Source organism: Roseofilum capinflatum BLCC-M114 (assembly GCF_030068505.1).
GTDB classification, from domain to species: domain Bacteria; phylum Cyanobacteriota; class Cyanobacteriia; order Cyanobacteriales; family Desertifilaceae; genus Roseofilum; species Roseofilum capinflatum.
In genome coordinates this window covers 68,995-90,310 of sequence record NZ_JAQOSO010000087.1, presented here as the reverse complement: position 1 = coordinate 90,310, position 21,316 = coordinate 68,995, and the positions used below count along the sequence as shown (strand labels likewise).

Here is a 21,316-nt window from a genome sequence, read left to right as displayed (position 1 = left end):
GAGGTTTAACAGGCTGTGATGACTTTATCTGAACTACTCGAAAAGTACCGTCAAGGCGATCGCCAATTTCAAGGACTCGACCTCAAAGATTTAGAATTAGTCGAGATCGATTTATCTGATGCTGATTTTTCCGGCACAGATTTCCGACAAGCTCGGCTGGGAAAAAGCAACTTTTCTGGCGCTCAACTCAACGGTGCTAATCTCAGTGAAGCCTTACTCTGGGGAACCAACTTAACTGGAGCTAACTTGACGCAAGCCCTTTTGCGCGATACAGACTTGAGTGGAGCCAAGTTAGACCAAGCCAATTTAACCCGTGCTAACCTGATCAAAGCGATTCTATCTGGCGCAAGTTTGAAAGGAGCCAACCTATCCCAAGCCCTCCTCGTCGATGCTGATTTACGCCCCACTTCTGACCAACCCACGAACTTAGAAGAGGTTATCTTATCTGAAGCGAACTTAAGCTACGCCAATCTCAGCCAAACCATTCTCCATCGAGCGAACCTAGACCGAGCCATCCTCTGTCGCGCTAATCTTGGATTAGGCCGCAGACTGCAAGGATTTCAAACTGATTTACGGGAAGCCAGTTTGCGCTATGCTGACCTCAGTTATGCCGATTTAACCGGAGCCATCTTAAGTCATGCGGATTTAACGGGAGCCGATCTCACGGGCACAATTTTGACAGATGCAGACCTTGAGGGGGCAAAACTGCCATAGGGGAGTGGGGAATGGGGAATAGGGAATGGGGAATGGGGAATAGGGAATAGGGAATAGGAATAGGATTAATTGGGTTGATGATTGGAAGACGAAAGGTTATAGGATGGGGAGTATTGGGGTTAGTTTCTGCATTTACTCTGTCGAGTTTAGGCAGCTCACAATCCCAAAAATCAACTGTATTAGTGATTTCAGCCGCCGCTAGTCTCCAAGATGTCCTGCAAGAGATTGGCGATATATACCGTCAGCACACTCCCCATATCCAACTGACCTATAATTTTGGTGCTTCGGGTTCTTTGCGCTATCAAATCGAACAGGGTGCGCCCGTGGATATTTATATTTCTGCTGCCCAAAGGTATATGGATGCTCTGCAAAGCCAAGACTTGCTGCTGCCGGGAACGCGCAAAGATCTGCTCAAGAATGAGATGGTTCTAATTACAGCGAAAAGAAACACTGACATTAGTGGATTTACTCAGTTAAAGAGCGATCGCGTCCAGAAAATTGCGATCGGCGCTCCTGAAAGCGTGCCAGCCGGAGCTTATGCCAAAGAAGTCTTAGACACTCTACACCTCTATCAAGCCTTAGAATCTAAATTTGTCTTTGCTAAAGATGTGCGGCAAGTCCTGACTTATGTAGAAACCGGTAATGTAGATGCAGGTATGGTTTATCGGACGGATGCGAAGATTTCAGATCGGGTTAAAATTATCGAGATTGCCCCCGATGATAGCCATTCTCCCATTGTCTATCCCGTAGCCATTATCCGAGAGAGCAAAAATCCAGAAGCAGCCCAAGAATTTGTTCAATTTCTCTTCAGCCCACCTGCACAAAAGATCTTCCAAAAATATGGATTTATGAATAGGGGATAGGGGGATAGGGAATAGGGAATAGGGAATGGGGAATGGGGAATAGGGAATAGGGAATAGGGAATAGGGAATGGGGAGAAGCCCCATTACTCATTACTCGTTACTCATTACTCATTACTCATTACTCATTACTCACTACTCATTACTCAATAGAATTAATGCCCTTAGATTTTTCTCCGCTCTGGATTTCTCTGAAAACGGCTTCTGTTGCCACACTTCTGGCATTTTTTGCTGGAATTCTTCTCGCCGGGATCATGTTAAATTATCGGGGAAAAGGAAAGAATATTATCGATGCAATTTTAACCCTTCCTCTCGTCCTGCCGCCGATTGTTGTTGGTTTTTTGCTGTTATTATTATTTGGCCGTTATAGTCCCCTTGGACAACTTTTACAATATTGGGGCATCCGTATTATTTTTTCTTGGCAAGGGGTGGTTATTGCTTCCACTGTCGTTGCTTTGCCTTTGATGTACAAAACTACCTTAGCGGCTTTTGAACAAGTTAATGTAGATTGGGTCAACTGCGCTCGCACGTTAGGAGCGACAGAACTGCGGATCTTTTGGCAGATTATTCTTCCTTTAAGTTGGCGAGGAATTGTTGCAGGAGCTATTTTAACCTTTGCCAGAGCCTTGGGCGAATTTGGAGCTAGTTTAATGTTAGCGGGTAGCATTCCTGGAAAAACGCAAACCATGCCGATCGCCATCTATTTTGCTGCCGAAGCCGGAAAGATGCAAGAAGCTCTCCTTTGGACGATGATTTTGGTGGCGATCGCCCTAGCTGTGATTACCACCATTAATTATGGCTCAACCACTCAAGGGGGGTTGTATCAGTTCTTAGATCGATGGGGCGCTCCTGCCTTAAGTCGCTGGTTAGTCATTCTGAGTCGTTGGCTCTTACCTCACCGATCGCGTCCATTAAGATCGGTAAATTTCCCCCATGTCTACACTCAAGAACTGATTGTTGATCTGCATAAAACTCTCCCCAATTTTCCTCTTACCGTTCAGCTTAAAGCCAGCGATCGCCCCTTGGGAATTTTAGGCGCTTCCGGTTCCGGAAAAAGTATGACCTTGCGCTGTATTGCCGGTTTAGAAACCCCTTCTCAAGGAACTATTGTTCTCAATGGTCGGACTTTGTTTGATTCGGCACAAGGCATTAACCTGCCTTGTCGCGATCGCCGCATTGGGTTTGTTTTCCAAAATTATGCCCTCTTTCCCCACATGAGAGTCTCTCGTAACATTGGCTTTGGTTTGCAACATCTAGAGCCAACTGAACGACGCAAACAAGTCCACAAATACTTAGAACTGCTGCAACTGCAAGAAGTCGCCCAACACTATCCCCATCAACTCTCTGGGGGACAACAGCAAAGAGTGGCTCTGGCGAGAGCATTGGCGATCGAGCCAGAAGCCTTACTTCTCGATGAACCTTTATCTGCTTTAGACAGCTATTTACGCAGCCAAATTGAACAACTTTTAGCCAAAGTCTTTACCAACTATAAAGGCGTAATTTTATTTGTAACTCACAAACTCGAAGAAGCCTATCGGGTTTGCGAACCCTTAACCATTCTCGATCGCGGTCAAGTTATTGCTTCTGGCTCTAAGCAGGACATTTTCCAACACCCGCCTAACTTTAGAGTGGCACAACTGACCGAGTGCAAGAACTTCTCGCGACTGCAAATTCTCGATCATCATCAAATTAGAGCCATAGACTGGGACTGTCAACTCACCCTCAAGCAAGTTGTACCTCCAACATCCGCCTATATTGGACTCCGCGCTCATCATGTGCAATTTCTCCTGGAACCGAAACCGATCAATACTTTTCCCTGTTGGTTAGTTAAAGTCAGTGAAACCCCTCATCGCATGACTCTTTATCTCAAGCTCCATTCTGTGGGAAAACACGAAGAGGATTATCATTTACAAGCAGAAATCTTTAAGGAAAAATGGACTGAAATTCAAGAGCGTCCCTTTCCTTGGTATGTTTATCTCGATCCACTGAAGCTGATTGTAATGTCTGCCTAATATCAATGGACAATTAACAATTAACAATTAACAATTAACGATTTTCATGTCGGCAATTTCAACATCTTTCATGCCAGCCAGTTTTTCTAAAATACGCTTTCCTTCTTCTCCATTACGTTGGATCAAGCTCAGATGGTCAGTGTCAAGAATATACATGATGAGCCAGTTAGATGTAGTTAATTGACAAATCTACTCAGCAGACTTACGCCATTGCTGTCCCAGATGCATTGCCTCATCAAAAGTGGGGTCATCTTCACAACTACCAGCAATCTTTAACCACCAAGGGATTTCTTTTTCGGTAACTTTAGATAGAAGCTGTTTCATTTGCGCCAGTTCTATCTCTAAATGAGTGACTCGTGCTTCAAGTTTTTCAGCAGGTTCTTTCACAGGTTGAACAGTCATAGGAACTGACTCAGTAATTGATGGGCACTCCTTGATTATATCAAATCCTTGATTGTTGAGATTGCTTCATTCCACTGCGTTCCATTCGCAATGACTTACTCTGGCGGATTTAGATTCATGAATTGAGTTAGATCTAAGGTTGCAATACATTATTCGGAAAATCTCCTGTAACATTACCCGCAGGATTATAATGGCAGACCACATAAAAGGCATTAAAATTCCTGCCCTGAAGGGTTGCTGTTCCTTCTGCTGCACCACAGCCTAATTCGGTACTGTTTTTCCAAACGACTTGGGTAAAATGTCCGGTTGCAGAAGCAAAACCTGGATTGGAATAGTTGTAGTCTGAGACCTCGTTGTACCAACTGGTAACGGCTTCTTCTGCTAAGGTATTTGCCCCAGGAGCCGAGCCTGTGGTGTAGTAAACATATAGGTTTTCTCCCGCATTGTTTCGTTGACTGCGGGAACTATGTTCAAATATGGCATTGGCTGCTAAATGTTGTGCCCAATTTTGTGCCGTATTATTGAGGGAGTTATTGAGGCTCAGATTGGGGCTATGATGAGTGCTGCGATAGCTGTTGTGTTGCGATAAGGCAATGCTACGCAAGGTGTTCAAGTCTATGGATGTTTGGGCTATAGCTAGATGAGTGGCGATCGCCCCCCATGAAAGCATACTCGCTAATCCAACTAAAGTCAGGCCCATAAAAGCTGTCGTTTTGATTTTCATCGTTTTCAGTCTTGATAGCCAACAATCATTACCCTTGTAGTCACAGCAGTAGGGTGGGCAGTTCTGCCCACCCTACCCGCTAAGAAAACCGGTTTCTGGGTTAACGCACGGTCTCGCGGATAGCTTCTGCATCAATGGGTTTAATCAGATACAAACGTAGCATATCCCAGCCAATTCCAGCCATTAAGGGCAGTTTGCGGAAGAATTTGACGATTTTAGGCGAATTGCTCTTATCGATCGCTGCCATCTCGATATTGCGCTCTGAACAGCGATAAACCCGTGGGAAAAATTCGGGGTGATCGACATTTAACATGACTGGGAAGGCGCGACCGGCAGTGGCGTTAGTGTTGCAAACCACGGTTTGGTCATACTCTCTGGCATCTAAACCAATCATTTCATAAAAGTCGGTGCGCTCATCGACGGTGAGGGAATGGGTGACAAAGACGGTGAGGAGGAAAAAGCGGGCCCAGAGTCGTCCTGTCCAGCTATCCCACATATGGCGCTGCGATCGCAACAAAGCTGTAAAAATATCCCCATGACGGTTTTCATCCTGACACCAGCTTTCAAAAAACCGGAATAGGGGATAAAACTGATATTCGGGATGCTTTTCTAAATGACGATAGACGGTGATGTAGCGCCAATAGCCAATTTTTTCCGACAGATAAACCGCATAGATGATCCACTCTGGCTTAAAGAAGGTATAGGTGCGGTTTTTGGTTAGATACCCCAGATCCAGAGAGATCTTAAAATCACTCATGGCTTTGTTCAAGAACCCAGCATGACGAGCTTCATCCCGTGCCATCAGGTTAAAGATTTCTGATAATAGGGGTTTCGTTTCTTTGAGCTTGCGCGAGAGTTCCTTAAAGAGTAAAAAGCCGGAGAATTCAGATGTACAGGAGCGCTCTAGGAAGTCTACAAATGTAGCGCGGGTTTTCTCATCGAGATGTTCCCAAGACTGGTTAAAGCTCTCATCCCGGACAAAGTGATGGCGGTTGTAGTCCGCTTTCATTTCAGCGACCATGGCCCGCAGTTCTGCTTCTTGGCTAGAAATATCCATCGAGGCGATCGCCTCAAAATCCGTGGTATAAAACCGAGGAGTCAGTAGGGTTTCCTTGACTGGAGCTTTTACACCCGGCTTGAGTTCTGCGATCGTGGGTTGTGAGAGCGTTTTTACCATAATCGGATACAAAATCAATTTATCGATACATCAGTCTATAACGAAGATAAGAATTGGTCGTCAATTCTCATAAAATATTTACATTGCTTTACGGTTTTTCTTCCTTGTATGCAAAACTCTACAAATACAAGGCGGGTCAAACTAGAGCCAGGTTCAGAGATCGCCGGAGTCAGAAGAATGCAAAACTTAGTATAGGAGAAGATTTCAGGGGCATCTTGGCGGCGATCGCTCCTCCAATGATGCCGAACCTAGCCCAGGGCTGTGGCGATCGGGCGTACTTGCAAAAGTATTAAGTTTTGAAAAAAAATCGACCATTTGAGCTTAATCACTATAAAGTGATTAGAGTTCAAATTCTAAAACATCAAGTCTACGACGTTACTAAAAGTTACTATGAGTCATTCCGAAGCCTCCAACCTGCCTCCGACAGATTCTCGCGAACGGTTTAAAACCTGGGTTATGGGCTTACAAGAGCAAATCTGTCAAGGACTAGAAGAGATCGATGGTCAAGCTAAATTTAAACAAGACCAATGGGAAAGGGCCGAAGGAGGTGGGGGTCGTTCCAGAGTGATCCGAGACGGTCGAGTGTTTGAACAAGGTGGCGTGAACTTTTCTGAAGTTTGGGGAGAAGGACTTCCCCCTTCTATCCTCACCCAACGTCCCGAAGCAGCCGGTCATCCTTTCTTCGCTACGGGAACCTCGATGGTGCTGCATCCTCGTAACCCCTATATCCCCACAGTTCACCTCAATTATCGCTACTTTGAAGCTGGGCCGGTTTGGTGGTTTGGGGGTGGAGTAGATTTAACACCCTACTATCCGTTTGCTGAAGATGCGATTCACTTCCATCAAACGATTAAAGACGCTTGCGATAAGCACGATCCGGAATATTATCCCACGTTCAAGCGCTGGTGTGATGAATATTTCTATCTCAAACATCGCCAAGAAACGAGAGGAGTGGGCGGCATTTTCTTTGATTACCAAGATGGTCGGGGACAACTCTATCGAGGCCCCAATGCGGAAGGAGGAGCGGCACACTATAGTCAACAAGTGGGTGAAACCTCCCATACTTGGGAAGAGATCTTTGGCTTTGTGCAAAGTTGTGGTAATTCTTTCCTCTCTGCCTATCTTCCTATTATTGAACGCAGACAAGATACAGAATATGGCGATCGCGAGCGTGATTTCCAACTCTATCGTCGCGGACGCTACGTTGAATTTAACCTCGTCTACGACCGGGGAACCATCTTTGGCTTACAAACCAATGGTCGTACTGAGTCCATTTTAATGTCCTTACCGCCCCTGGTGCGTTGGGAATATTGCTATAGTCCAGAACCGGGTAGCCGAGAAGCAGAACTTTACGAGACGTTCCTAAAACCCCAAGATTGGGTTAACTGGGACAAGCAAGCTACTTCGAGCGAATTAGTCGGAGCCAAATAGATCGGTAATCTGAGCGATTTACTCTAGCGGAAGTTGGGCAAAATGTTCCAGCAATAGGCGGTGGATAAAAATATAGCCACCGCCTACTTTTTGCAGGAAAATGAGGCTGGTGCCGTAATCGAGAAAGCGGGCATAATTCCAGGGGATTTTGCCGGAATAATAGAGAACAGTTCGCAGGGTAAAGTGTTGTAAGCAGGCGATGCTTCCAGGGGAAAAGAGACCAATTAATAAACCGGCGATCGCGCCAACTAAAGTGGGATGTCCTACCATTTTCGCTAATACGATCAAGGTACAGATGCCTAGAGTGGTAAAAAAGGATGCATTGCGAGCGCTCAACCAAATTCCTTGATTGGGTACGGTATGGGTATCGATATCGCCCCCGCTTAAGCCCCTGAGTAAAATAAACATTACGCCTAAATTTAAGCCCGATACCCAAAAAATCAAGAGTTCCTTAACTCCCATATTTAAGCCATAAATGACATTAAAGACTAAGGCGACACTTAAGGCATAAAATCCACCGGCAATTAATCCGACTCGCAGACCGGGAATCAAATTCATCCTCATTTTGCGCCAAGACCATTTCATTTTTTCTACGGGTTCAATTCGAGGTAAAACCCACATTAAAATAATCCCTCCGGCGAGTCCTCCAGCGATGCCCAAAATTGATCCAGAGAGTAATCCGATCCGACTCCCGGCAATATGGCCCACACTACATCCAATGCCTAAAGCGCTGAAGATACCACCAATGAGGGCAATTAAACCGCAATATTTCAATTGCTCCGATTTTGTGGTTAAATAATTCGGTTGTATTCGCTCAATTAAAAATACGGTTTGAGAGTCTTTGATCATCCATTGGGCGAGTTGAATTAACCCGTTTTTGGTTTGAGATTTTGTATATAACTGTTCGCCGATTTTTCGGCTAAACATGCGCTCAATATAGGTGTTAAATAAATGATGGTGATACTGTTCTTTGGTTGCCCTAGGAAAATCGTCATAGCTCATACCTTGATAGGCTAATGCCATGATATTGAGCATTAAGGGAGATTGGGATAATTCTTGTAAAACGGGATCGGTTTGAATGGCTTGCCGTAAGCCGGATAAATCGGAGCCACAAAATTGTAAATATTGTTCAATGCGATCGGGGGTTAGGGGTTGGAGATAAATGGCGGCTAAAACTTGCAGTTTTTGCGAGAGTTGATCGTAGTCTTTGCGGCGACTGCAAATGACAATTTCTAGAGTGCCATGGTTTTGCATGAATTGATTTAAGGCAGTGACGCAAGCTGGACGCTTGTTAGGAGGAACTTCATCTAAGCCATCGAGCAGGAGGAGAAGTTCAGCGTTATTGATCCAATTTTGGCTAATTTCTTGAGGGATCTGATATTTGGTATAGAGTTCCCGAATTAACCAGTCTAAAATTGATTGTTTTTCGCCTAACCAGGAGGATAAGTTAAAGACGACTGGGATGGAATGATGATGATCTGGATTGGCTCGATGAATGAATTGTCGGGCGAGTTCTAAAAGGGTGGTGGTTTTTCCGGAACCAGGTTCGCCTAAAATGAGGAGCGATCGCCCCATCCCTAAAGCGTCGAATTTTTCCAGGGCTGAATGGTGAGTCACGGGAACCGGTTGCATTTGCTCGGTGTTTTGCCAAACTAACCCCCAAGGATGGGCGATCGCGTCATGACGTTCTTCGATTCCCAATTCGAGTAACACTCGTCCATGGAGCGAAGCTTCTAAAACTCCTTTCACCCAGTATAGATTGACTTTATTGAGTAAAATTTGACGATTGCGAAGCTCCGAGCGGCTTAAACTGGATTGAGGCGTTAATTGAACTTCTGCCTTTTTCCATACCAAAGGTAAGTACGCGGGATTCTGGAAAATGACGGGTAACCAGGTGGCGCAAGGGAACCGATCTTCTAAACCTTGTAGTTTTTCCCGCGCTACTCTGACGGACTCGTATAACTGGGTTTCCTGGGAGAAGTGATATAAAAAATGCTGCAAAAACTCGTGGGCGATGCGATCGGGGACTTGCTCCCGCATGACGATCATTTGCGGCAAATTGAGAGCGGCTAACTGTTGAGCGAGTCCCAAACCATCGCAGGAATTGAAAATGGCTAATTTTAAGCCGCGATCGATGCTGCGGTTTAAGGCATATTTTAATTGGTCTAAGCTTAAACTCTCTTGGGGATTGAGTTGAAAGCGACCTCCAGATTCACTGGAACTATGGCCGGCAAAAAAGAAAATATCCCAGGGTTGAGACCAGAGGCGATCGTGGAGTTGGGCAAAACTGGGACGCTCTAGATAAGTAATTTGTGCATTAGACAAGCGTTCTAAACTCTGTTGATCGGAGGCTAAATTTAAGCCGCTCTCTGCGCCCAATACGGCTAAAATATTCACTGTTCCCTGTAGGGTAAGTTCGGGTTTGATGCCTTGATAGTCGAGTAAACTGAGGGCAATTTCGGCTTTGGGATAGCGCTGCCAAAAGTCCCAAACTGTCCAAGGGAGTCTCTGGAGAACCCAATCTTGAGTTTGGATAATAATGCGGACTGGGGTTTGGCGATCGAGGGTTTCGAGGATGGCTTCGCGTAAATCGAGGACATTGGGTTGACGCAACCATTGGTTGAAGTGCGATCGCAGTTTTTCAGCCGCTTCTCGACATTGGGTTTGCTCTTCTGGAGTCGCTAAATGGGTTACTGCTAGGGTTGGAATCCGAATCCGAGTATCCAACCCCCCCAAGCGATGATAAGCTGACACCCACTCCTGATAGAGGTGGGGTAAATGGGGAGCTGCATCTAAAAACCGGGTCAACTCAACCTGTGGGGTGCGTCCTTCCTCCCCCAGTTGCAGCGTCACGGGAAACCCCTGCTCAAAATCTCCAGAGCCAATTTTGAAAACGATGCGTTTACTCACTCAACCCTATCCTGATTATCTCTGTTAGCGGCGATCGCACGATTGCAACCATTCTATCAAGCAAATCATCGTAGAGTACAATGAGCAACGACTCCATATATAGAGGATTGGTGCGTTACGCTTCGCTAACGCACCCTACTGCCGTGACACAGTTAAAATAGTGCATTAGCGTAGGGTGGGTTAGGCGGCTAAAACCTAGACTGTGATAGCAATCTCTCAATCCGCCGTAACCCACCATTTTAGGGTTGTCACGACATGAAAATTGTTAATTGTTAATTGATATAATCCTAACCCAAAGACGATCGCCGCCCATGACCGAAGACAATACGATCCGCATCCGAGGAGCGAGACAGCATAATCTCAAGCATATCGATCTGGAACTGCCCCGCGATCGCCTCATTGTCTTTACCGGAGTTTTGGGATTGGGAAAATCATCGTTATTGCTATGATCGAAGTGCTGTCCCATCCTTAGAAAAACCATGATACTCCAGTATAATCCTACAGATCACCTACCTTCGGCTAAAGACCTCCCCGACTCTGACGAGACTCCTGTGGATAACCAACTACAACACCTGATTGCTGGACTTCTCGAAGCCATTCTCGCGCTGATCTGGCCAGAACGGATGGATTGGTTTTTTGGAGTCGATATGGGAATTTATTACCATCCGAAGAAACCCGCTATTGTCCCCGATGGCTTTCTGAGTATGGGAGTGCCTCGAATTATTGACACCAATTTACGTCCCTCCTATGTCCTCTGGGAAGAAGAAAAAGTGCCCACTTTCGTGTTAGAAGTGGTGTCTCAAACAGGACGCAAAGAATATAGCAAAAAGAAAGCCGACTATGCCGAACTGGGAGTCTTATATTATGCCATTTATAACCCTTTACGAAAAAGGCTGCCTAAGCTAGAAGTTTATCAATTGCAAGGAGAAGAATATCAACGTCTCTCAGGAGAAGAACCGTTCTGGTTACCGGGAATTAATTTAGGACTCGGTAGAGGGGAAGGAACCTATCAAGGAATCACTAGAGAATGGTTGTATTGGTACAATGAGCAAGGAGAACGCTATTTAACTCCAGAGGAGCAATTGTTATCTGCAAGGCAACAGATAGCACAATTAACCGAAAAACTGAGGGAATTGGGAATCGATCCCAGTAGCTTGTAAGAGAGGAGATCGCTGCTGAAAGGGGCGATCGCTCCACCGAATTATCCGGATTGCATATTAAAATTACCCTTCATACCCATTCCAGTTTTCTCTTGTCACTTCTACTTCCCCAACTCTGGGAATGGTTAAATTAAACTGAAAAACGATCTGCTTATTTTCAATAGTAATATTTCTTATATCTATAAAACTTTTATCTGGCAATAGATCATCTGGTGAAACAGAGCTATCTGACTTGTTTTGATACCCAGACTCTTCTAACCATTCTGTAATATTTCTCCAATTCTCCACCTGAGCATTACTTTTCCTCACCAGACTTTTCACGTAAACATACAGAGTCCTACACACCTCACTTTCCACACCCTTAACACTTTTGTGCAGTTGTTGTGCCACTTCTGCGGGGGACAAGCCACACAGCAAACCCCGTAAATGTAACTTTTCCACCGGAGTCAACCGTTTTCCCTTAGCCGATGCCAAGTCGGTATACAACGTCTCCAAGTCCCATTCCTTGGCAGCTTCAGCAAACTGCACGTTACTTGATGGCATATGACACCTAATTTAAAAAAATTTTACCTAGCCAAATTATAGCTCAATTTACAGCGATCGCTATATCACGGCTGAGATTAACTGGTTTACGCTTATAGAAAAGCCTCACACTGCCTGCCCTAGTTGGTTTGGTGACTTGAGTATAGCCTGATCGGGCGGAAATAAATTCACAGTAGTACAGAGTGAGTATTGATATCATGTCAAATAACAATCAGAACTTCATTGCTATTCTGACTCTTTTGGTTGCAGTTATTGCCGGATTCCCCGGTTGTTGGTACTTCTTCAAAGATGAAATTTCACCTCATTTTCAAGGGATAAAAATCGAAAAGAGAATACCAGTTAATCAAAATATATAAGGGCTATTTTTGTTTATGTTATTGAATAGTAGTTCCCAAGACGGATTTCAACAAGAAGGGTCAATTGATGTCAGGCCTTTTATCGATCCTGAAGATGGAGGTTCGCTGAACGAAACTCCATCTTCATCGATACCAATGTATTTGACTCTTATGGTCAGTATTATTGCTCTTTCTCTCATCCTGCCAAAGGTTCTCGGCATTATTTCTGTCCTAAAAAAAGCAAGAGACTATCAAGATAGTGAGCTAGTGTTTATATCCGATCTGGCAACGCAATATTCTCTTGAACAGGATGAAGTTCTAAATAATTTAGAACAACTTGAAATTGAGATGCAATATGAAGAAGAAAGTGGTAAACCATGTATAAGCGGAGATTCTTCTGAACGTTTTAAGGATTATCTTGCTCAAAAACACAGTGAGAAAGATTGTTCTGAAGGGGTTGAGGAATCAAGCCAACCGAAAATTAAAACAATCAAATGGCTGAAGGTTTGTTATGAGTGTTGCGTGGACTTTATTAGGTCAATTTTTTCTAAATAGCTCCCTGTATTTTCTCTCCATCATAGCTATCATTTCTGTTGGTGGGTGTAGCTTAAAGCAGGATGTAGCAAGATTTGGCGCGAATGGAACACAGGATGTCCCTGGATACACAACTGCTGAGAGAGAGGCAAAATTCTCAACGATGGAAAGCCCCTTTGGAGAAATTCAACCCTTATTTGTAATCTATACTTCAAATACAGGAAAATCTTATGTTTGGTTCATGCTTAGACCACTGGGAATATATTCCAGTGAGGAGAGATCTACAATCATAGTTAATAATCTTGAAACTTACAGACAAGAGAAAATGACTGAGATTGCTTGGGGTACTCTAAATGGTGAAAATATTATGTGCGCCTACACAGAGAAAACACCCCAAGAGTGTCAGCTTATATTGACTCTTTCACCTGATGTTGACGCTGATCAGGTTCTGTATCTCTTACGTTGTAAATTAGAGACACCAGATGCTCCTGCATGTGCTGAAGCAATAAGAAGCTGATTAATATTAAATCTCTTTAATAAGAGATTCGTAACGGATTATTGAGCTATGGGTAAGGTAATAGATTTAGATTTTGAATGAATCGGTAATCGCGCTGGTTTTTACTGATCAAAGGATAATCCCATATTATTGCTGTAGCTGCAATCAAACTATCAGCAATTAATAGACCGTGACTGAGCCGATACAAGCGTAATAATTGAACAGCTTGATCTGAAATGGCTTGGTTGATCGGGATCGCATCAAAACGCTGAAGAAATTTTTCTAAAGCCTGCAATTCTAATTTGTTCGCACAGCCAACGATTAACTCCATTTTCGTAACGATGCTAAGAGCCAACCTAGAACTAGATTGTAGCTGTTGGAGACAATTGACAGCTTCCGGAATACTGCGAGCAGCGTCAATGATGATATCAGTATCGATTATCGTTGAACTATTCATGAGCTTTTGACCACTCATTCTCTCGCAAATTTCTTAGCCAACTCCTACTCCCTAATTCTTCGCGATCGCGCCACATGCCAATAAACTCATCATCCATTAGATCGGCTTGCAATGATGAAGAGGTAGATTCAGCATCTTTATACTTCTCTTTCAAAGACTCTATCAGCCTGATGACTTGAGTTTGTGCTTCAGGAGGGAGAGCTAAAAACTCACTGAGGAACTCTTGATTTTGCATTGTTTATCCTTGATATCTCTTATTTACCAACTCTAACCTGCTGTGAGACTTTTTGGCTGATAAATCTACAATTTCTCGACCACTTTCTGCTTGGTGCTTTTGCAAATCAGCAAAGATAGCTTTTAGGTCATGGTTGAATACAGCAGAATACTCTTGACGAATTCTGTGGATTTCCTCAACAATTGGATCTTGATACATAATTAATATCCAAGTAATTCATAGGGTGTACAAAAAATGGGTAGCTTGTATCCAAAATCTAGACTAATTTCTGCCAATTTCCTTTGAATTTGAGCATTAGCAATATGCTTGCAATTCCATGTGAGCAGATAATCCATACCGTGAATAGTTGCAACTGCCATATGAACGGCATCAATATTAGCTTTTGTCGGAAGGTTGCTGTGTTCCAAGAATTGACCGGCTAAATCAAACACTAACTGGTTTAAATCAAGTAGTGTAAGGTCGCCCATAAATTCCAGTCTTTGAGATGCAATTTTAGGATCGCCTTTGGATGCTTCTTTGACAACTGCTAGTGAGGAGTAGAGTTGGAAATAACTGCGGCATGTATCCCACCATTCTCTAGTTATCTCACTATTAGCAGCAACGATAAGGTCTCTGCTCGGTCGAGCCGTCAGATAGCCCAAAATACTTGTTTCAATGTAAACAGTTTCACTCATTCAGGAAATGGACAGTAGTCTTTTGCTATTTTAACGTAATTTTCAGATAAAGAGAGGATGGGGTACGCTCAAAAGTTAGCGGCCATGTCTAAAGGCGCTACAATACTCAATGCCTTAAAGCTAGTCTGAGTCTATCGAACTCACCCTAACCCAAAGACGATCGCCGCCCATGACCGAAGACAAGACCATCCGCATCCGAGGAGCGAGACAGCATAATCTCAAGAATATCGATCTGGAACTGCCCCGCGATCGCCTGATTGTCTTCACTGGGGTGTCCGGATCGGGCAAATCCTCCCTTGCCTTTGATACCATCTTTGCTGAAGGGCAACGGCGCTATGTGGAGTCCCTCAGTGCCTATGCGCGGCAGTTTTTGGGTCAGGTGGATAAACCGGATGTGGATAGCATCGAGGGGTTGAGTCCAGCCATTTCTATCGACCAGAAATCAACCTCCCATAACCCCCGCTCGACGGTGGGAACAGTGACCGAAATTTATGACTATTTGCGCTTGTGGTTTGGTCGTGCGGGAGAACCCCATTGTCCGATTTGCGATCGCTCCATTGCTCCCCAAACCATCGATCAAATGTGCGATCGCATCCTGGAACTTCCCAACCGTACCCGCTTCCAAATTCTCGCTCCCGTAGTCCGAGGCAAAAAAGGAACCCATAAAAAGCTGCTCTCTAGTTTAGCTTCCCAAGGATTTGTCCGAGTGCGAATTAATGGTGAAGTTCAGGAACTTTCCGACCCTATCGAACTCGAAAAAAACCGCAAACATGACATCGAAATCGTCATCGATCGCCTGATCATCAAACCCGGATTAGAAGAGCGCTTAACCGACTCCTTAAGCACCGCGCTCCACCACGGGGAAGGGATGGCCATGATTGAAATAATTGCCGATACAGACCCCGAAACCCTCCTGTTTTCCGAAAACTTTGCCTGTCCCGAACATGGCGCAGTCATGGAAGAATTATCCCCCCGATTATTTTCCTTTAACTCTCCCTATGGCGCTTGTCCCGACTGTCACGGGTTAGGAAGTCATCGCCAATTTTCCCCAGCACTGCTCATTCCTGACTCAGACGCTCCCCTGTTGCGGGCGATCGCTCCCTGGTCAGAAAAAGAAAACACCTACTATTTATCCTTACTCGAAAGTGTGGGAGAAGCCTATAATTTTGAATTAACAACCCCCTGGAAAAAACTCACCCCCGAACAACAAGAAATCATCCTTCACGGCACAACCGAAGAAATCTATCTCGAACCCCAATCCGACTATCGCCAAGTCTCCGGTTATCATGCCAAATTTAAGGGAGTTATCCCCATTTTAGAGCGCATTTACCATGAAACCGGCTCCGACTTACAAAAACAGAAACTCGAACCCTATCTCATCGATCAACCCTGCAATTCTTGTCAAGGAAAACGACTCAAACCCGAAGCCCTATCCGTCCGTTTAGGGCAATATCACATTCACGATTTAACCGAAATTTCCATCACTGATTGTTTGCAGAAAATTAAGGACATCAACCTATCCGAGCGCCAAGCGAAAATCGGCGAACTTGCCCTGAAAGAAATTCAAGCTAGACTACAGTTTTTAATCGATGTAGGCTTAGACTATCTTACCCTCGATCGTCCGGCAATGACCTTATCTGGAGGAGAAGCGCAACGCATCCGGTTAGCCACACAAATTGGCGCAGGTTTAACGGGAGTTTTATATGTGTTAGATGAACCGAGTATTGGCTTACATCAACGGGATAATTCTCGCCTGCTGCAAACCTTAACTAAATTGCGCGATTTAGGCAATACTTTAATTGTGGTTGAACATGATGAAGAAACCATCCGCAATGCCGATCATCTGGTGGATATTGGCCCCGGTGCAGGGGTGCATGGTGGGGAAATTGTCGCCCAAGGAACTCTAGAGCAATTACTGGATAATGAGTTATCTGTTACCGGTGCTTATCTGTCAGGAAAGCAAGTCATTGAAACGCCAAAAAAACGCCGGGAAGGAAACGGGCGATCGCTCCAACTCAAAAATGCCCACAAAAACAATCTCAAGCATATCAATCTGGAAATTCCTTTAGGCAAACTCGTCAGTATTACCGGAGTTTCCGGTTCCGGAAAATCCACCCTCATTAATGAACTCCTTTATCCTGCGCTCCAACATCATTTAAACCGGAATATTGCCTTTCCCCCAGAATTAGGAAAAATCACCGGACTCGATGCCATTGATAAAGTGATTGTCATCGATCAATCTCCCATTGGCAGAACACCAAGATCCAATCCTGCCACCTATACCGGTGTTTTTGATTCCATTCGCGCCATTTTTGCTGAAACCATCGAAGCCAAAGCCAGAGGATATAAACCCGGTCGCTTTTCTTTTAATGTCAAAGGGGGACGCTGTGAAGCTTGCGGAGGACAAGGGGTAAATGTGATTGAAATGAATTTTTTACCCGATGTTTATGTGCAATGCGAAGTCTGTAAAGGCGCTAGATATAACCGGGAAACCCTGCAAGTGAAATATAAAGGATATTCGATTGCCGATGTTTTGAACATGACAGTTTCTGAAGCTTTAGAAGTGTTTCAAAATATCCCCAAAGCGGTTAACCGTTTGCAAACTTTGGTCGATGTTGGCTTAGGATACATTCATCTCGGACAACCTGCCCCAACCCTCTCTGGAGGAGAAGCGCAACGGGTGAAGTTAGCGACAGAATTATCCCGGAGAGCAACTGGAAAAACCCTTTATTTAATCGATGAACCGACTACCGGACTCTCGTTTTATGATGTCCATCAACTGCTGAATGTTCTACAGCGTTTAGTGGATAAGGGCAATTCTATGATTGTGATTGAACATAATTTAGATGTAATTCGCTGCTCCGATTGGATTATTGACTTAGGCCCAGAAGGAGGCTATAACGGAGGTGAGGTTGTAGTTACTGGAACCCCAGAGGAAGTTGCCCAAACTTCTCAGTCTTATACTGGGTTTTATTTGCAAGAAGCTTTAGATTGTAGGGAAGATAATTAAAAAACATGACATACCGTAAATTATTTGTGGTTGGTTGTCCTCGTTTAATAATGTACTAACTTTTGATTAGATTTTACTTGCACTTCTGGTAAATTGATAGCTTCTAAGACCTTGAGATCGACCTTCTGGGAAGCTAAATCAATATCAATATTTTATTCTATCTTCTTTATCGGAGAGTGACAGAAGAGGTTTAACGATCGCGGAGAATTGCTTAATGTTACCCTGACACCCGGCAATACGGATGACCGAAAACCAGTTTACCAAATGGTTCAGCACTTGACCGGTAAGCTATTTGGTGATAAGTGCTACATTTCCTGCTCCCTCACTGAGCAACTTTGGCAAGCTACCGGATTCATTCATTGATGCGGAACCGGGGACTTGAACCCCGAAGTCCTTGCGGACACTAGAACCTGAATCTAGCGCGTCTACCAATTCCGCCAGTTCCGCTCATGGGAGGCTATCAGCAACTTAAGCAAGCACTCCGATCTTCTATTATTATCGATTTTTAGTTTAAAGTCAAGTCCACAATCAATTTAGGCTCGTAGAGCTTTGACCGGATCGAGTTGACTGGCTTGCCAAGCTGGAAACAAGCCTGCTCCCATGCCCACAACAAGGGCCGATCCGAGGGAAAATCCAGCGACTGGGGGATCGAAGCGATAGGGTAAGTCAAAGCGATCGCTAACAATTAGGGTTACACCGTGAACTGTGACGATCGCCATTATTCCCGCCACCAAACTCAGTAGGGTGGCTTCGAGGATAAATTGATGGAGAATATCGCGCTCCGTTGCCCCAATAGCCAAACGCAATCCAATCTCGGCAGTCCTTTCCATCACCGAAGCAATGCTAATGTTGGCAATGCCCACACCCCCAACAAACAGAGCGATTAATCCCACCAATGCTAATCCTTGGGAGGCTAACTTCAGGGTCGTTTGTTGTTCTAAGATTTCATCGATATTCGTTCCTACCCAAAACCCCTGTTGCGGAAATCTTTGCTTCATTAAAGCCTCGACCTGCTTTTCTAGATCGTTAAGCTGTTCTAGACTTTGGGGGCGAATTAACATATTATGAAACGTCCGAGAACCAGTCAGGGCATAATGAACAGTTGCAGGAATGAAGACCAGTCCTTGTCGCTCCCCTTCGGCTGGAAGGGTAGAAACAATACCAATAATAGTATAGGGTCTGCCCTGAATGTATAGACGTTGATTGATGGGATTGCGGTCTTCAAAGAGCTGATCGACCAAATATTGATCGACGATCGCCACTGCCCGAAACTCAGTAAAATCTCTAGGCGTAAAGGGTCTTCCTTTAATCACTTTCCGGCCCGAACTGGAAAGCAAGGCTTCAGATACCGCACTTGTCGTAGCACTAGCTTGCTGGTCTTCAAAGAACACTGACCCCCCCCAACTGATATATTGTTTGGTGGCGATCGCCTCCACTCCGGTTAACTGTTGATGGAGAAACTCCTTATCCTCTGGAGTCATATGCCCTTTCCAGATTTCTACCTGTGGGGACTCTCGTTCAGCTAAGTCTCTCTCCATGACAGCTCTGGAAATCGTACCCACTTTCAAGGTGGCATCAACGGCAAAAACGCCCATAAACACTCCAACCAGGGTTAACCCCGATCGCAAGGGATTACGCCAAAGGGAACTCCACGTCAGTAGAATTAAATTGGGTAAGGATAAACTCATCTTTTCTCTATCGGTTGCGCTGGGTATGTAGCACTTTTGGCTGTACCTATAGAGTATATCAATTGACTCCTCCCCGGTCTAAAGACACGGGGATTCCTAATCATCACTAATCAGGGTTTCTGTTTCATCGCACCAGCCTTCCGAGATTTACTCTCTTCAGGTCTTACAGTCGCTCCACAGACTGAAACCGCCAGCCCAGCGGCCAAAATATTCTTTGCTGCATTAACATCACGATCATGGTTGCACCCACAGTCAGGACACACCCAATCACGAATATTAAGCGGCATTTTGTCAACGATGTGCCCACAGTTAGAACAACGTTTAGATGATGGGAACCAACGGTCAATCTTGACCAGTTCCCGCCCATACCATTCCGCTTTGTATTCCAACTGTCGAACTATCTCACCCCAACTTGCATCACTAATAGAAAGGGCAAGCTTGTGGTTTTTGATCATGTTCTTCACAGCCAAGTCCTCTACAACGATCATTTGGTTTTCACAAATCAATTGAGTCGTCAGCTTGTGAAGATGGTCTTGTCTAGCATCGGCAATTTCAGCATGGATACGAGCAACCTTAAGCCGTGCCTTATATCGGTTGTTCGAGCCTTTCTGTTTCCGTGCCAGTGCTTTGTGAGCTTTGCGAAGTTTCCGACGCTTATCCCGAAACGTTTTAGGGTTGGTTATCTTAGTGCCGTCACTCAGGGTCAACAAACTGGAAATACCCAAGTCAATCCCTAGCTTGCCGGTAGCTGGTGGCAATGGCGCAATGCTGATATCAACCAACAAGGATACATACCAGCAACCAGAAGGTGTAAGTCTTACGGTGATAGTGCTAGGCACTGCTTCTTTAGGGAGTTGTCTAGACCACCGAATCGGTAATGGATCAGCGCACTTCGCCAAATATACATTGCCATCACGATACTTGAAGGCAGACTTGGTGAACTCTGCACTTGCGCCGTTCGACTTTTTCTTGAAATTGGGATACTTAGCCCGGCCTGCAAAGAAGTTTGTATATGCCTTCTGCAAATGCCTTAAGCCTTGCTGTAATGGGACACAACTAACTTCATTCAGAAAGTCTAATTCATCCAGTTTCTTCCACTCAGTTAGCATTGCCGACGTTTCCTTATATCCGATACGCTCTTGCCGCTCATACCATGCTTCAGTCCTTGCCGCTAATGCACGGTTATAGATCAAGCGAGTACAGCCAAGCGTCTTCCTCAACAGGGTTTCCTGTTCAGGAGTTGGATAAAAACGAAACTTAAATGCTTTTTGAGTCATGCTCACATTATATCATTTATTGTGTGAGACTGCGGCTAAAGCCGCTTGCCTCGCTTTTCCTCCCCACTCTAAAGAGACGGGGTTTCCAAGCTCAGTGGAGGCTCTCATGACTTTAAAAACAGAGTTAACCGCCCTAGGGGGGCGGCATTCTCAAGAAACTTTTATTGATGCGCTAAAGTCCCTCGTCTGGGAGATTGGGGAACCTGTGGCGGTTTAGAGAGAGGGTTTATTTTGAGTAATCAGTTGAATTTGCTGTAACAGACATTCAACTTCAGCTTCTAAGTGCAGATATTTCACTTGTTGATCGGCCTGATACAAATTCTGCATCTTTTTCCAGGATGCTTTAGCTTGAACGGAGGTTGATGCAGATTTGTTTTGAGTAGCCAAGGCAACAGCAGAAGAGTTTTTCATTTGGTTTAGGAGGATATGCTTATTCACACCACGGGAGAATTATAGCCTAACTTTTTCTAATCATCAAGTTTTGTAACGAGATGCTAGAAACGGGTGACGCTCAACTGGAGGATACCGGCGGCGATCGCTGTCCATATCAGCAAAATGATGATCCCTCCAGGGATAAACGTCAACAAACCAATGCCTCGAAGTATCCAGAGGATGGCAGCCCCTGCGAGGCTAAATACAAATAACCAGTAGACGGGACTACTCGATCTCATATTCAT

Annotated in this window: 23 protein-coding genes, 1 tRNA gene and 1 pseudogene; 10 read left to right on the top strand and 15 right to left on the bottom strand. The window is 44.7% G+C overall.

All coding sequences use genetic code 11. The features are described from left to right. Window positions 1-18 precede the first annotated feature (18 nt). From hetL to modB, 3 genes are all read left to right on the top strand, one after another. Window positions 19-714 carry a heterocyst differentiation pentapeptide repeat protein HetL gene (hetL, locus tag PMG25_RS16625; protein WP_283768017.1) on the top strand — a complete coding sequence of 232 codons (696 nt, stop codon included), beginning with the start codon at window positions 19-21 and terminating at the stop codon, window positions 712-714. Window positions 715-791: 77 nt separating this feature from the next. Next, complete coding sequence (gene modA / locus PMG25_RS16620; RefSeq protein WP_283768016.1) at window positions 792-1,577, top strand: molybdate ABC transporter substrate-binding protein; 786 nt, start codon at window positions 792-794, stop codon at window positions 1,575-1,577. A 155-nt stretch (window positions 1,578-1,732) separates the two neighbouring features. Further along, window positions 1,733-3,586, top strand: coding sequence for a molybdate ABC transporter permease subunit (gene modB, locus PMG25_RS16615; RefSeq protein ID WP_283768015.1), 1,854 nt, complete (start codon window positions 1,733-1,735; stop codon window positions 3,584-3,586). A gap of 27 nt (window positions 3,587-3,613) precedes the next feature. On the opposite strand, the gene PMG25_RS16610 is transcribed toward modB, so the two are convergent. The 4 genes from PMG25_RS16610 to acsF form a co-directional block, all read right to left on the bottom strand. After that, window positions 3,614-3,742, bottom strand: coding sequence for a hypothetical protein (locus PMG25_RS16610; RefSeq protein WP_283764744.1), 129 nt, complete (start codon window positions 3,740-3,742; stop codon window positions 3,614-3,616). A gap of 33 nt (window positions 3,743-3,775) precedes the next feature. Continuing rightward, the gene (locus tag PMG25_RS16605) at window positions 3,776-3,988 is read right to left on the bottom strand and encodes a hypothetical protein (protein ID WP_283768014.1); all 213 of its coding nucleotides are present in this window, start codon (window positions 3,986-3,988) and stop codon (window positions 3,776-3,778) included. A 133-nt stretch (window positions 3,989-4,121) separates the two neighbouring features. Continuing rightward, window positions 4,122-4,712 (bottom strand): CAP family protein, encoded by a 591-nt coding sequence (locus tag PMG25_RS16600; RefSeq protein ID WP_283768013.1) that lies wholly within the window; start codon window positions 4,710-4,712, stop codon window positions 4,122-4,124. 100 nt (window positions 4,713-4,812) lie between these two features. Beyond that, entirely contained in the window at window positions 4,813-5,889 is a 1,077-nt protein-coding gene (gene acsF, locus PMG25_RS16595; protein ID WP_283768012.1) for a magnesium-protoporphyrin IX monomethyl ester (oxidative) cyclase, read from the bottom strand. 390 nt (window positions 5,890-6,279) lie between these two features. Here acsF and hemF point away from each other — a divergent pair, with 390 nt between their 5' ends. Continuing rightward, window positions 6,280-7,320 (top strand): oxygen-dependent coproporphyrinogen oxidase, encoded by a 1,041-nt coding sequence (gene hemF, locus PMG25_RS16590; RefSeq protein WP_283768011.1) that lies wholly within the window; start codon window positions 6,280-6,282, stop codon window positions 7,318-7,320. Window positions 7,321-7,338: 18 nt separating this feature from the next. On the opposite strand, the gene PMG25_RS16585 is transcribed toward hemF, so the two are convergent. Continuing rightward, entirely contained in the window at window positions 7,339-10,230 is a 2,892-nt protein-coding gene (locus tag PMG25_RS16585) for an NACHT domain-containing protein (protein ID WP_283768010.1), read from the bottom strand. 311 nt (window positions 10,231-10,541) lie between these two features. On the opposite strand from PMG25_RS16585, the gene PMG25_RS16580 reads away from it, so the two are divergent. Further along, window positions 10,542-10,679 carry a hypothetical protein gene (locus PMG25_RS16580; RefSeq protein WP_283768009.1) on the top strand — a complete coding sequence of 46 codons (138 nt, stop codon included), beginning with the start codon at window positions 10,542-10,544 and terminating at the stop codon, window positions 10,677-10,679. Between the two features lie 30 nt (window positions 10,680-10,709). Beyond that, the gene (locus PMG25_RS16575) at window positions 10,710-11,390 is read left to right on the top strand and encodes a Uma2 family endonuclease (RefSeq protein WP_283768008.1); all 681 of its coding nucleotides are present in this window, start codon (window positions 10,710-10,712) and stop codon (window positions 11,388-11,390) included. Between the two features lie 63 nt (window positions 11,391-11,453). Here the strand turns inward: PMG25_RS16575 and PMG25_RS16570 are convergent, their stop codons facing one another. Beyond that, a complete protein-coding gene (locus PMG25_RS16570) occupies window positions 11,454-11,933 on the bottom strand; it encodes a helix-turn-helix transcriptional regulator (protein WP_283768007.1) in 480 nt (159 codons plus the stop codon). Between the two features lie 371 nt (window positions 11,934-12,304). On the opposite strand from PMG25_RS16570, the gene PMG25_RS16565 reads away from it, so the two are divergent. Both PMG25_RS16565 and PMG25_RS16560 read left to right on the top strand, forming a co-directional pair. Further along, window positions 12,305-12,823: a hypothetical protein gene (locus PMG25_RS16565; protein ID WP_283768006.1), complete on the top strand. Its 519-nt coding sequence runs from the start codon at window positions 12,305-12,307 to the stop codon at window positions 12,821-12,823. Further along, the gene (locus PMG25_RS16560) at window positions 12,780-13,319 is read left to right on the top strand and encodes a COP23 domain-containing protein (protein WP_283768005.1); all 540 of its coding nucleotides are present in this window, start codon (window positions 12,780-12,782) and stop codon (window positions 13,317-13,319) included. Before PMG25_RS16565 ends, PMG25_RS16560 begins: the two co-directional genes overlap by 44 nt. 46 nt (window positions 13,320-13,365) lie before the next feature. Here the strand turns inward: PMG25_RS16560 and PMG25_RS16555 are convergent, their stop codons facing one another. The 4 genes from PMG25_RS16555 to PMG25_RS16540 are packed head-to-tail and all read right to left on the bottom strand — an operon-like array spanning window position 13,366 to window position 14,664. Further along, window positions 13,366-13,755 carry a type II toxin-antitoxin system VapC family toxin gene (locus tag PMG25_RS16555; protein WP_283768004.1) on the bottom strand — a complete coding sequence of 130 codons (390 nt, stop codon included), beginning with the start codon at window positions 13,753-13,755 and terminating at the stop codon, window positions 13,366-13,368. Next, complete coding sequence (locus PMG25_RS16550; protein ID WP_283768003.1) at window positions 13,748-13,990, bottom strand: hypothetical protein; 243 nt, start codon at window positions 13,988-13,990, stop codon at window positions 13,748-13,750. The genes PMG25_RS16555 and PMG25_RS16550 overlap by 8 nt, the downstream gene beginning before the upstream one ends. Before the next feature lie 3 nt (window positions 13,991-13,993). Beyond that, a complete protein-coding gene (locus tag PMG25_RS16545; RefSeq protein WP_283768002.1) occupies window positions 13,994-14,188 on the bottom strand; it encodes a hypothetical protein in 195 nt (64 codons plus the stop codon). Window positions 14,189-14,190: 2 nt separating this feature from the next. Next, complete coding sequence (locus tag PMG25_RS16540; protein WP_283768001.1) at window positions 14,191-14,664, bottom strand: type II toxin-antitoxin system VapC family toxin; 474 nt, start codon at window positions 14,662-14,664, stop codon at window positions 14,191-14,193. A 169-nt stretch (window positions 14,665-14,833) separates the two neighbouring features. Here PMG25_RS16540 and uvrA point away from each other — a divergent pair, with 169 nt between their 5' ends. Next, window positions 14,834-17,674: an excinuclease ABC subunit UvrA gene (gene uvrA / locus PMG25_RS16535; protein WP_283768000.1), complete on the top strand. Its 2,841-nt coding sequence runs from the start codon at window positions 14,834-14,836 to the stop codon at window positions 17,672-17,674. Window positions 17,675-17,866: 192 nt separating this feature from the next. Beyond that, window positions 17,867-18,025, top strand: a pseudogene (locus PMG25_RS24515) (transposase); the annotation flags it as partial. A 12-nt stretch (window positions 18,026-18,037) separates the two neighbouring features. Here the strand turns inward: PMG25_RS24515 and PMG25_RS16530 are convergent. The 5 genes from PMG25_RS16530 to PMG25_RS16510 all read right to left on the bottom strand — a co-directional run bounded on the left by PMG25_RS16530 (window position 18,038) and on the right by PMG25_RS16510 (window position 21,316). Then, a tRNA-Leu gene (locus PMG25_RS16530) sits at window positions 18,038-18,121 on the bottom strand. Between the two features lie 86 nt (window positions 18,122-18,207). Further along, entirely contained in the window at window positions 18,208-19,362 is a 1,155-nt protein-coding gene (locus PMG25_RS16525) for an ABC transporter permease (protein WP_283767999.1), read from the bottom strand. Window positions 19,363-19,472: 110 nt separating this feature from the next. Next, on the bottom strand, window positions 19,473-20,639 hold the full coding sequence (locus tag PMG25_RS16520) for an RNA-guided endonuclease InsQ/TnpB family protein (RefSeq protein WP_283767998.1): 1,167 nt from the start codon (window positions 20,637-20,639) through the stop codon (window positions 19,473-19,475). Window positions 20,640-20,852: 213 nt separating this feature from the next. After that, window positions 20,853-21,050 (bottom strand): hypothetical protein, encoded by a 198-nt coding sequence (locus tag PMG25_RS16515; RefSeq protein ID WP_283767997.1) that lies wholly within the window; start codon window positions 21,048-21,050, stop codon window positions 20,853-20,855. An 83-nt stretch (window positions 21,051-21,133) separates the two neighbouring features. Continuing rightward, on the bottom strand, window positions 21,134-21,316 hold the full coding sequence (locus tag PMG25_RS16510) for a hypothetical protein (protein ID WP_283767996.1): 183 nt from the start codon (window positions 21,314-21,316) through the stop codon (window positions 21,134-21,136).

Excerpts from the sequence above, each read along its gene's own strand:
- PMG25_RS16575 (WP_283768008.1), top strand. The coding sequence starts at position 10,710 with ATGATACTCCAGTATAATCCTACAGATCACCTACCTTCGGCTAAAGAC.
- PMG25_RS16565 (WP_283768006.1), top strand. The coding sequence starts at position 12,305 with ATGTTATTGAATAGTAGTTCCCAAGACGGATTTCAACAAGAAGGGTCA.
- PMG25_RS16555 (WP_283768004.1), bottom strand. The coding sequence starts at position 13,755 with ATGAATAGTTCAACGATAATCGATACTGATATCATCATTGACGCTGCT.
- PMG25_RS16515 (WP_283767997.1), bottom strand. The coding sequence starts at position 21,050 with ATGAAAAACTCTTCTGCTGTTGCCTTGGCTACTCAAAACAAATCTGCA.
- PMG25_RS16600 (WP_283768013.1), bottom strand. The coding sequence starts at position 4,712 with ATGAAAATCAAAACGACAGCTTTTATGGGCCTGACTTTAGTTGGATTA.
- uvrA (WP_283768000.1), top strand. The coding sequence starts at position 14,834 with ATGACCGAAGACAAGACCATCCGCATCCGAGGAGCGAGACAGCATAAT.
- PMG25_RS16550 (WP_283768003.1), bottom strand. The coding sequence starts at position 13,990 with ATGCAAAATCAAGAGTTCCTCAGTGAGTTTTTAGCTCTCCCTCCTGAA.
- PMG25_RS16510 (WP_283767996.1), bottom strand. The coding sequence starts at position 21,316 with ATGAATATGAGATCGAGTAGTCCCGTCTACTGGTTATTTGTATTTAGC.
- PMG25_RS16520 (WP_283767998.1), bottom strand. The coding sequence starts at position 20,639 with ATGACTCAAAAAGCATTTAAGTTTCGTTTTTATCCAACTCCTGAACAG.
- PMG25_RS16525 (WP_283767999.1), bottom strand. The coding sequence starts at position 19,362 with ATGAGTTTATCCTTACCCAATTTAATTCTACTGACGTGGAGTTCCCTT.
- modA (WP_283768016.1), top strand. The coding sequence starts at position 792 with ATGATTGGAAGACGAAAGGTTATAGGATGGGGAGTATTGGGGTTAGTT.
- hetL (WP_283768017.1), top strand. The coding sequence starts at position 19 with ATGACTTTATCTGAACTACTCGAAAAGTACCGTCAAGGCGATCGCCAA.
- PMG25_RS16605 (WP_283768014.1), bottom strand. The coding sequence starts at position 3,988 with ATGACTGTTCAACCTGTGAAAGAACCTGCTGAAAAACTTGAAGCACGA.
- hemF (WP_283768011.1), top strand. The coding sequence starts at position 6,280 with ATGAGTCATTCCGAAGCCTCCAACCTGCCTCCGACAGATTCTCGCGAA.
- PMG25_RS16560 (WP_283768005.1), top strand. The coding sequence starts at position 12,780 with ATGAGTGTTGCGTGGACTTTATTAGGTCAATTTTTTCTAAATAGCTCC.
- PMG25_RS16580 (WP_283768009.1), top strand. The coding sequence starts at position 10,542 with ATGACCGAAGACAATACGATCCGCATCCGAGGAGCGAGACAGCATAAT.
- acsF (WP_283768012.1), bottom strand. The coding sequence starts at position 5,889 with ATGGTAAAAACGCTCTCACAACCCACGATCGCAGAACTCAAGCCGGGT.
- PMG25_RS16570 (WP_283768007.1), bottom strand. The coding sequence starts at position 11,933 with ATGCCATCAAGTAACGTGCAGTTTGCTGAAGCTGCCAAGGAATGGGAC.
- PMG25_RS16545 (WP_283768002.1), bottom strand. The coding sequence starts at position 14,188 with ATGTATCAAGATCCAATTGTTGAGGAAATCCACAGAATTCGTCAAGAG.
- PMG25_RS16540 (WP_283768001.1), bottom strand. The coding sequence starts at position 14,664 with ATGAGTGAAACTGTTTACATTGAAACAAGTATTTTGGGCTATCTGACG.
- modB (WP_283768015.1), top strand. The coding sequence starts at position 1,733 with ATGCCCTTAGATTTTTCTCCGCTCTGGATTTCTCTGAAAACGGCTTCT.
- PMG25_RS16610 (WP_283764744.1), bottom strand. The coding sequence starts at position 3,742 with ATGTATATTCTTGACACTGACCATCTGAGCTTGATCCAACGTAATGGA.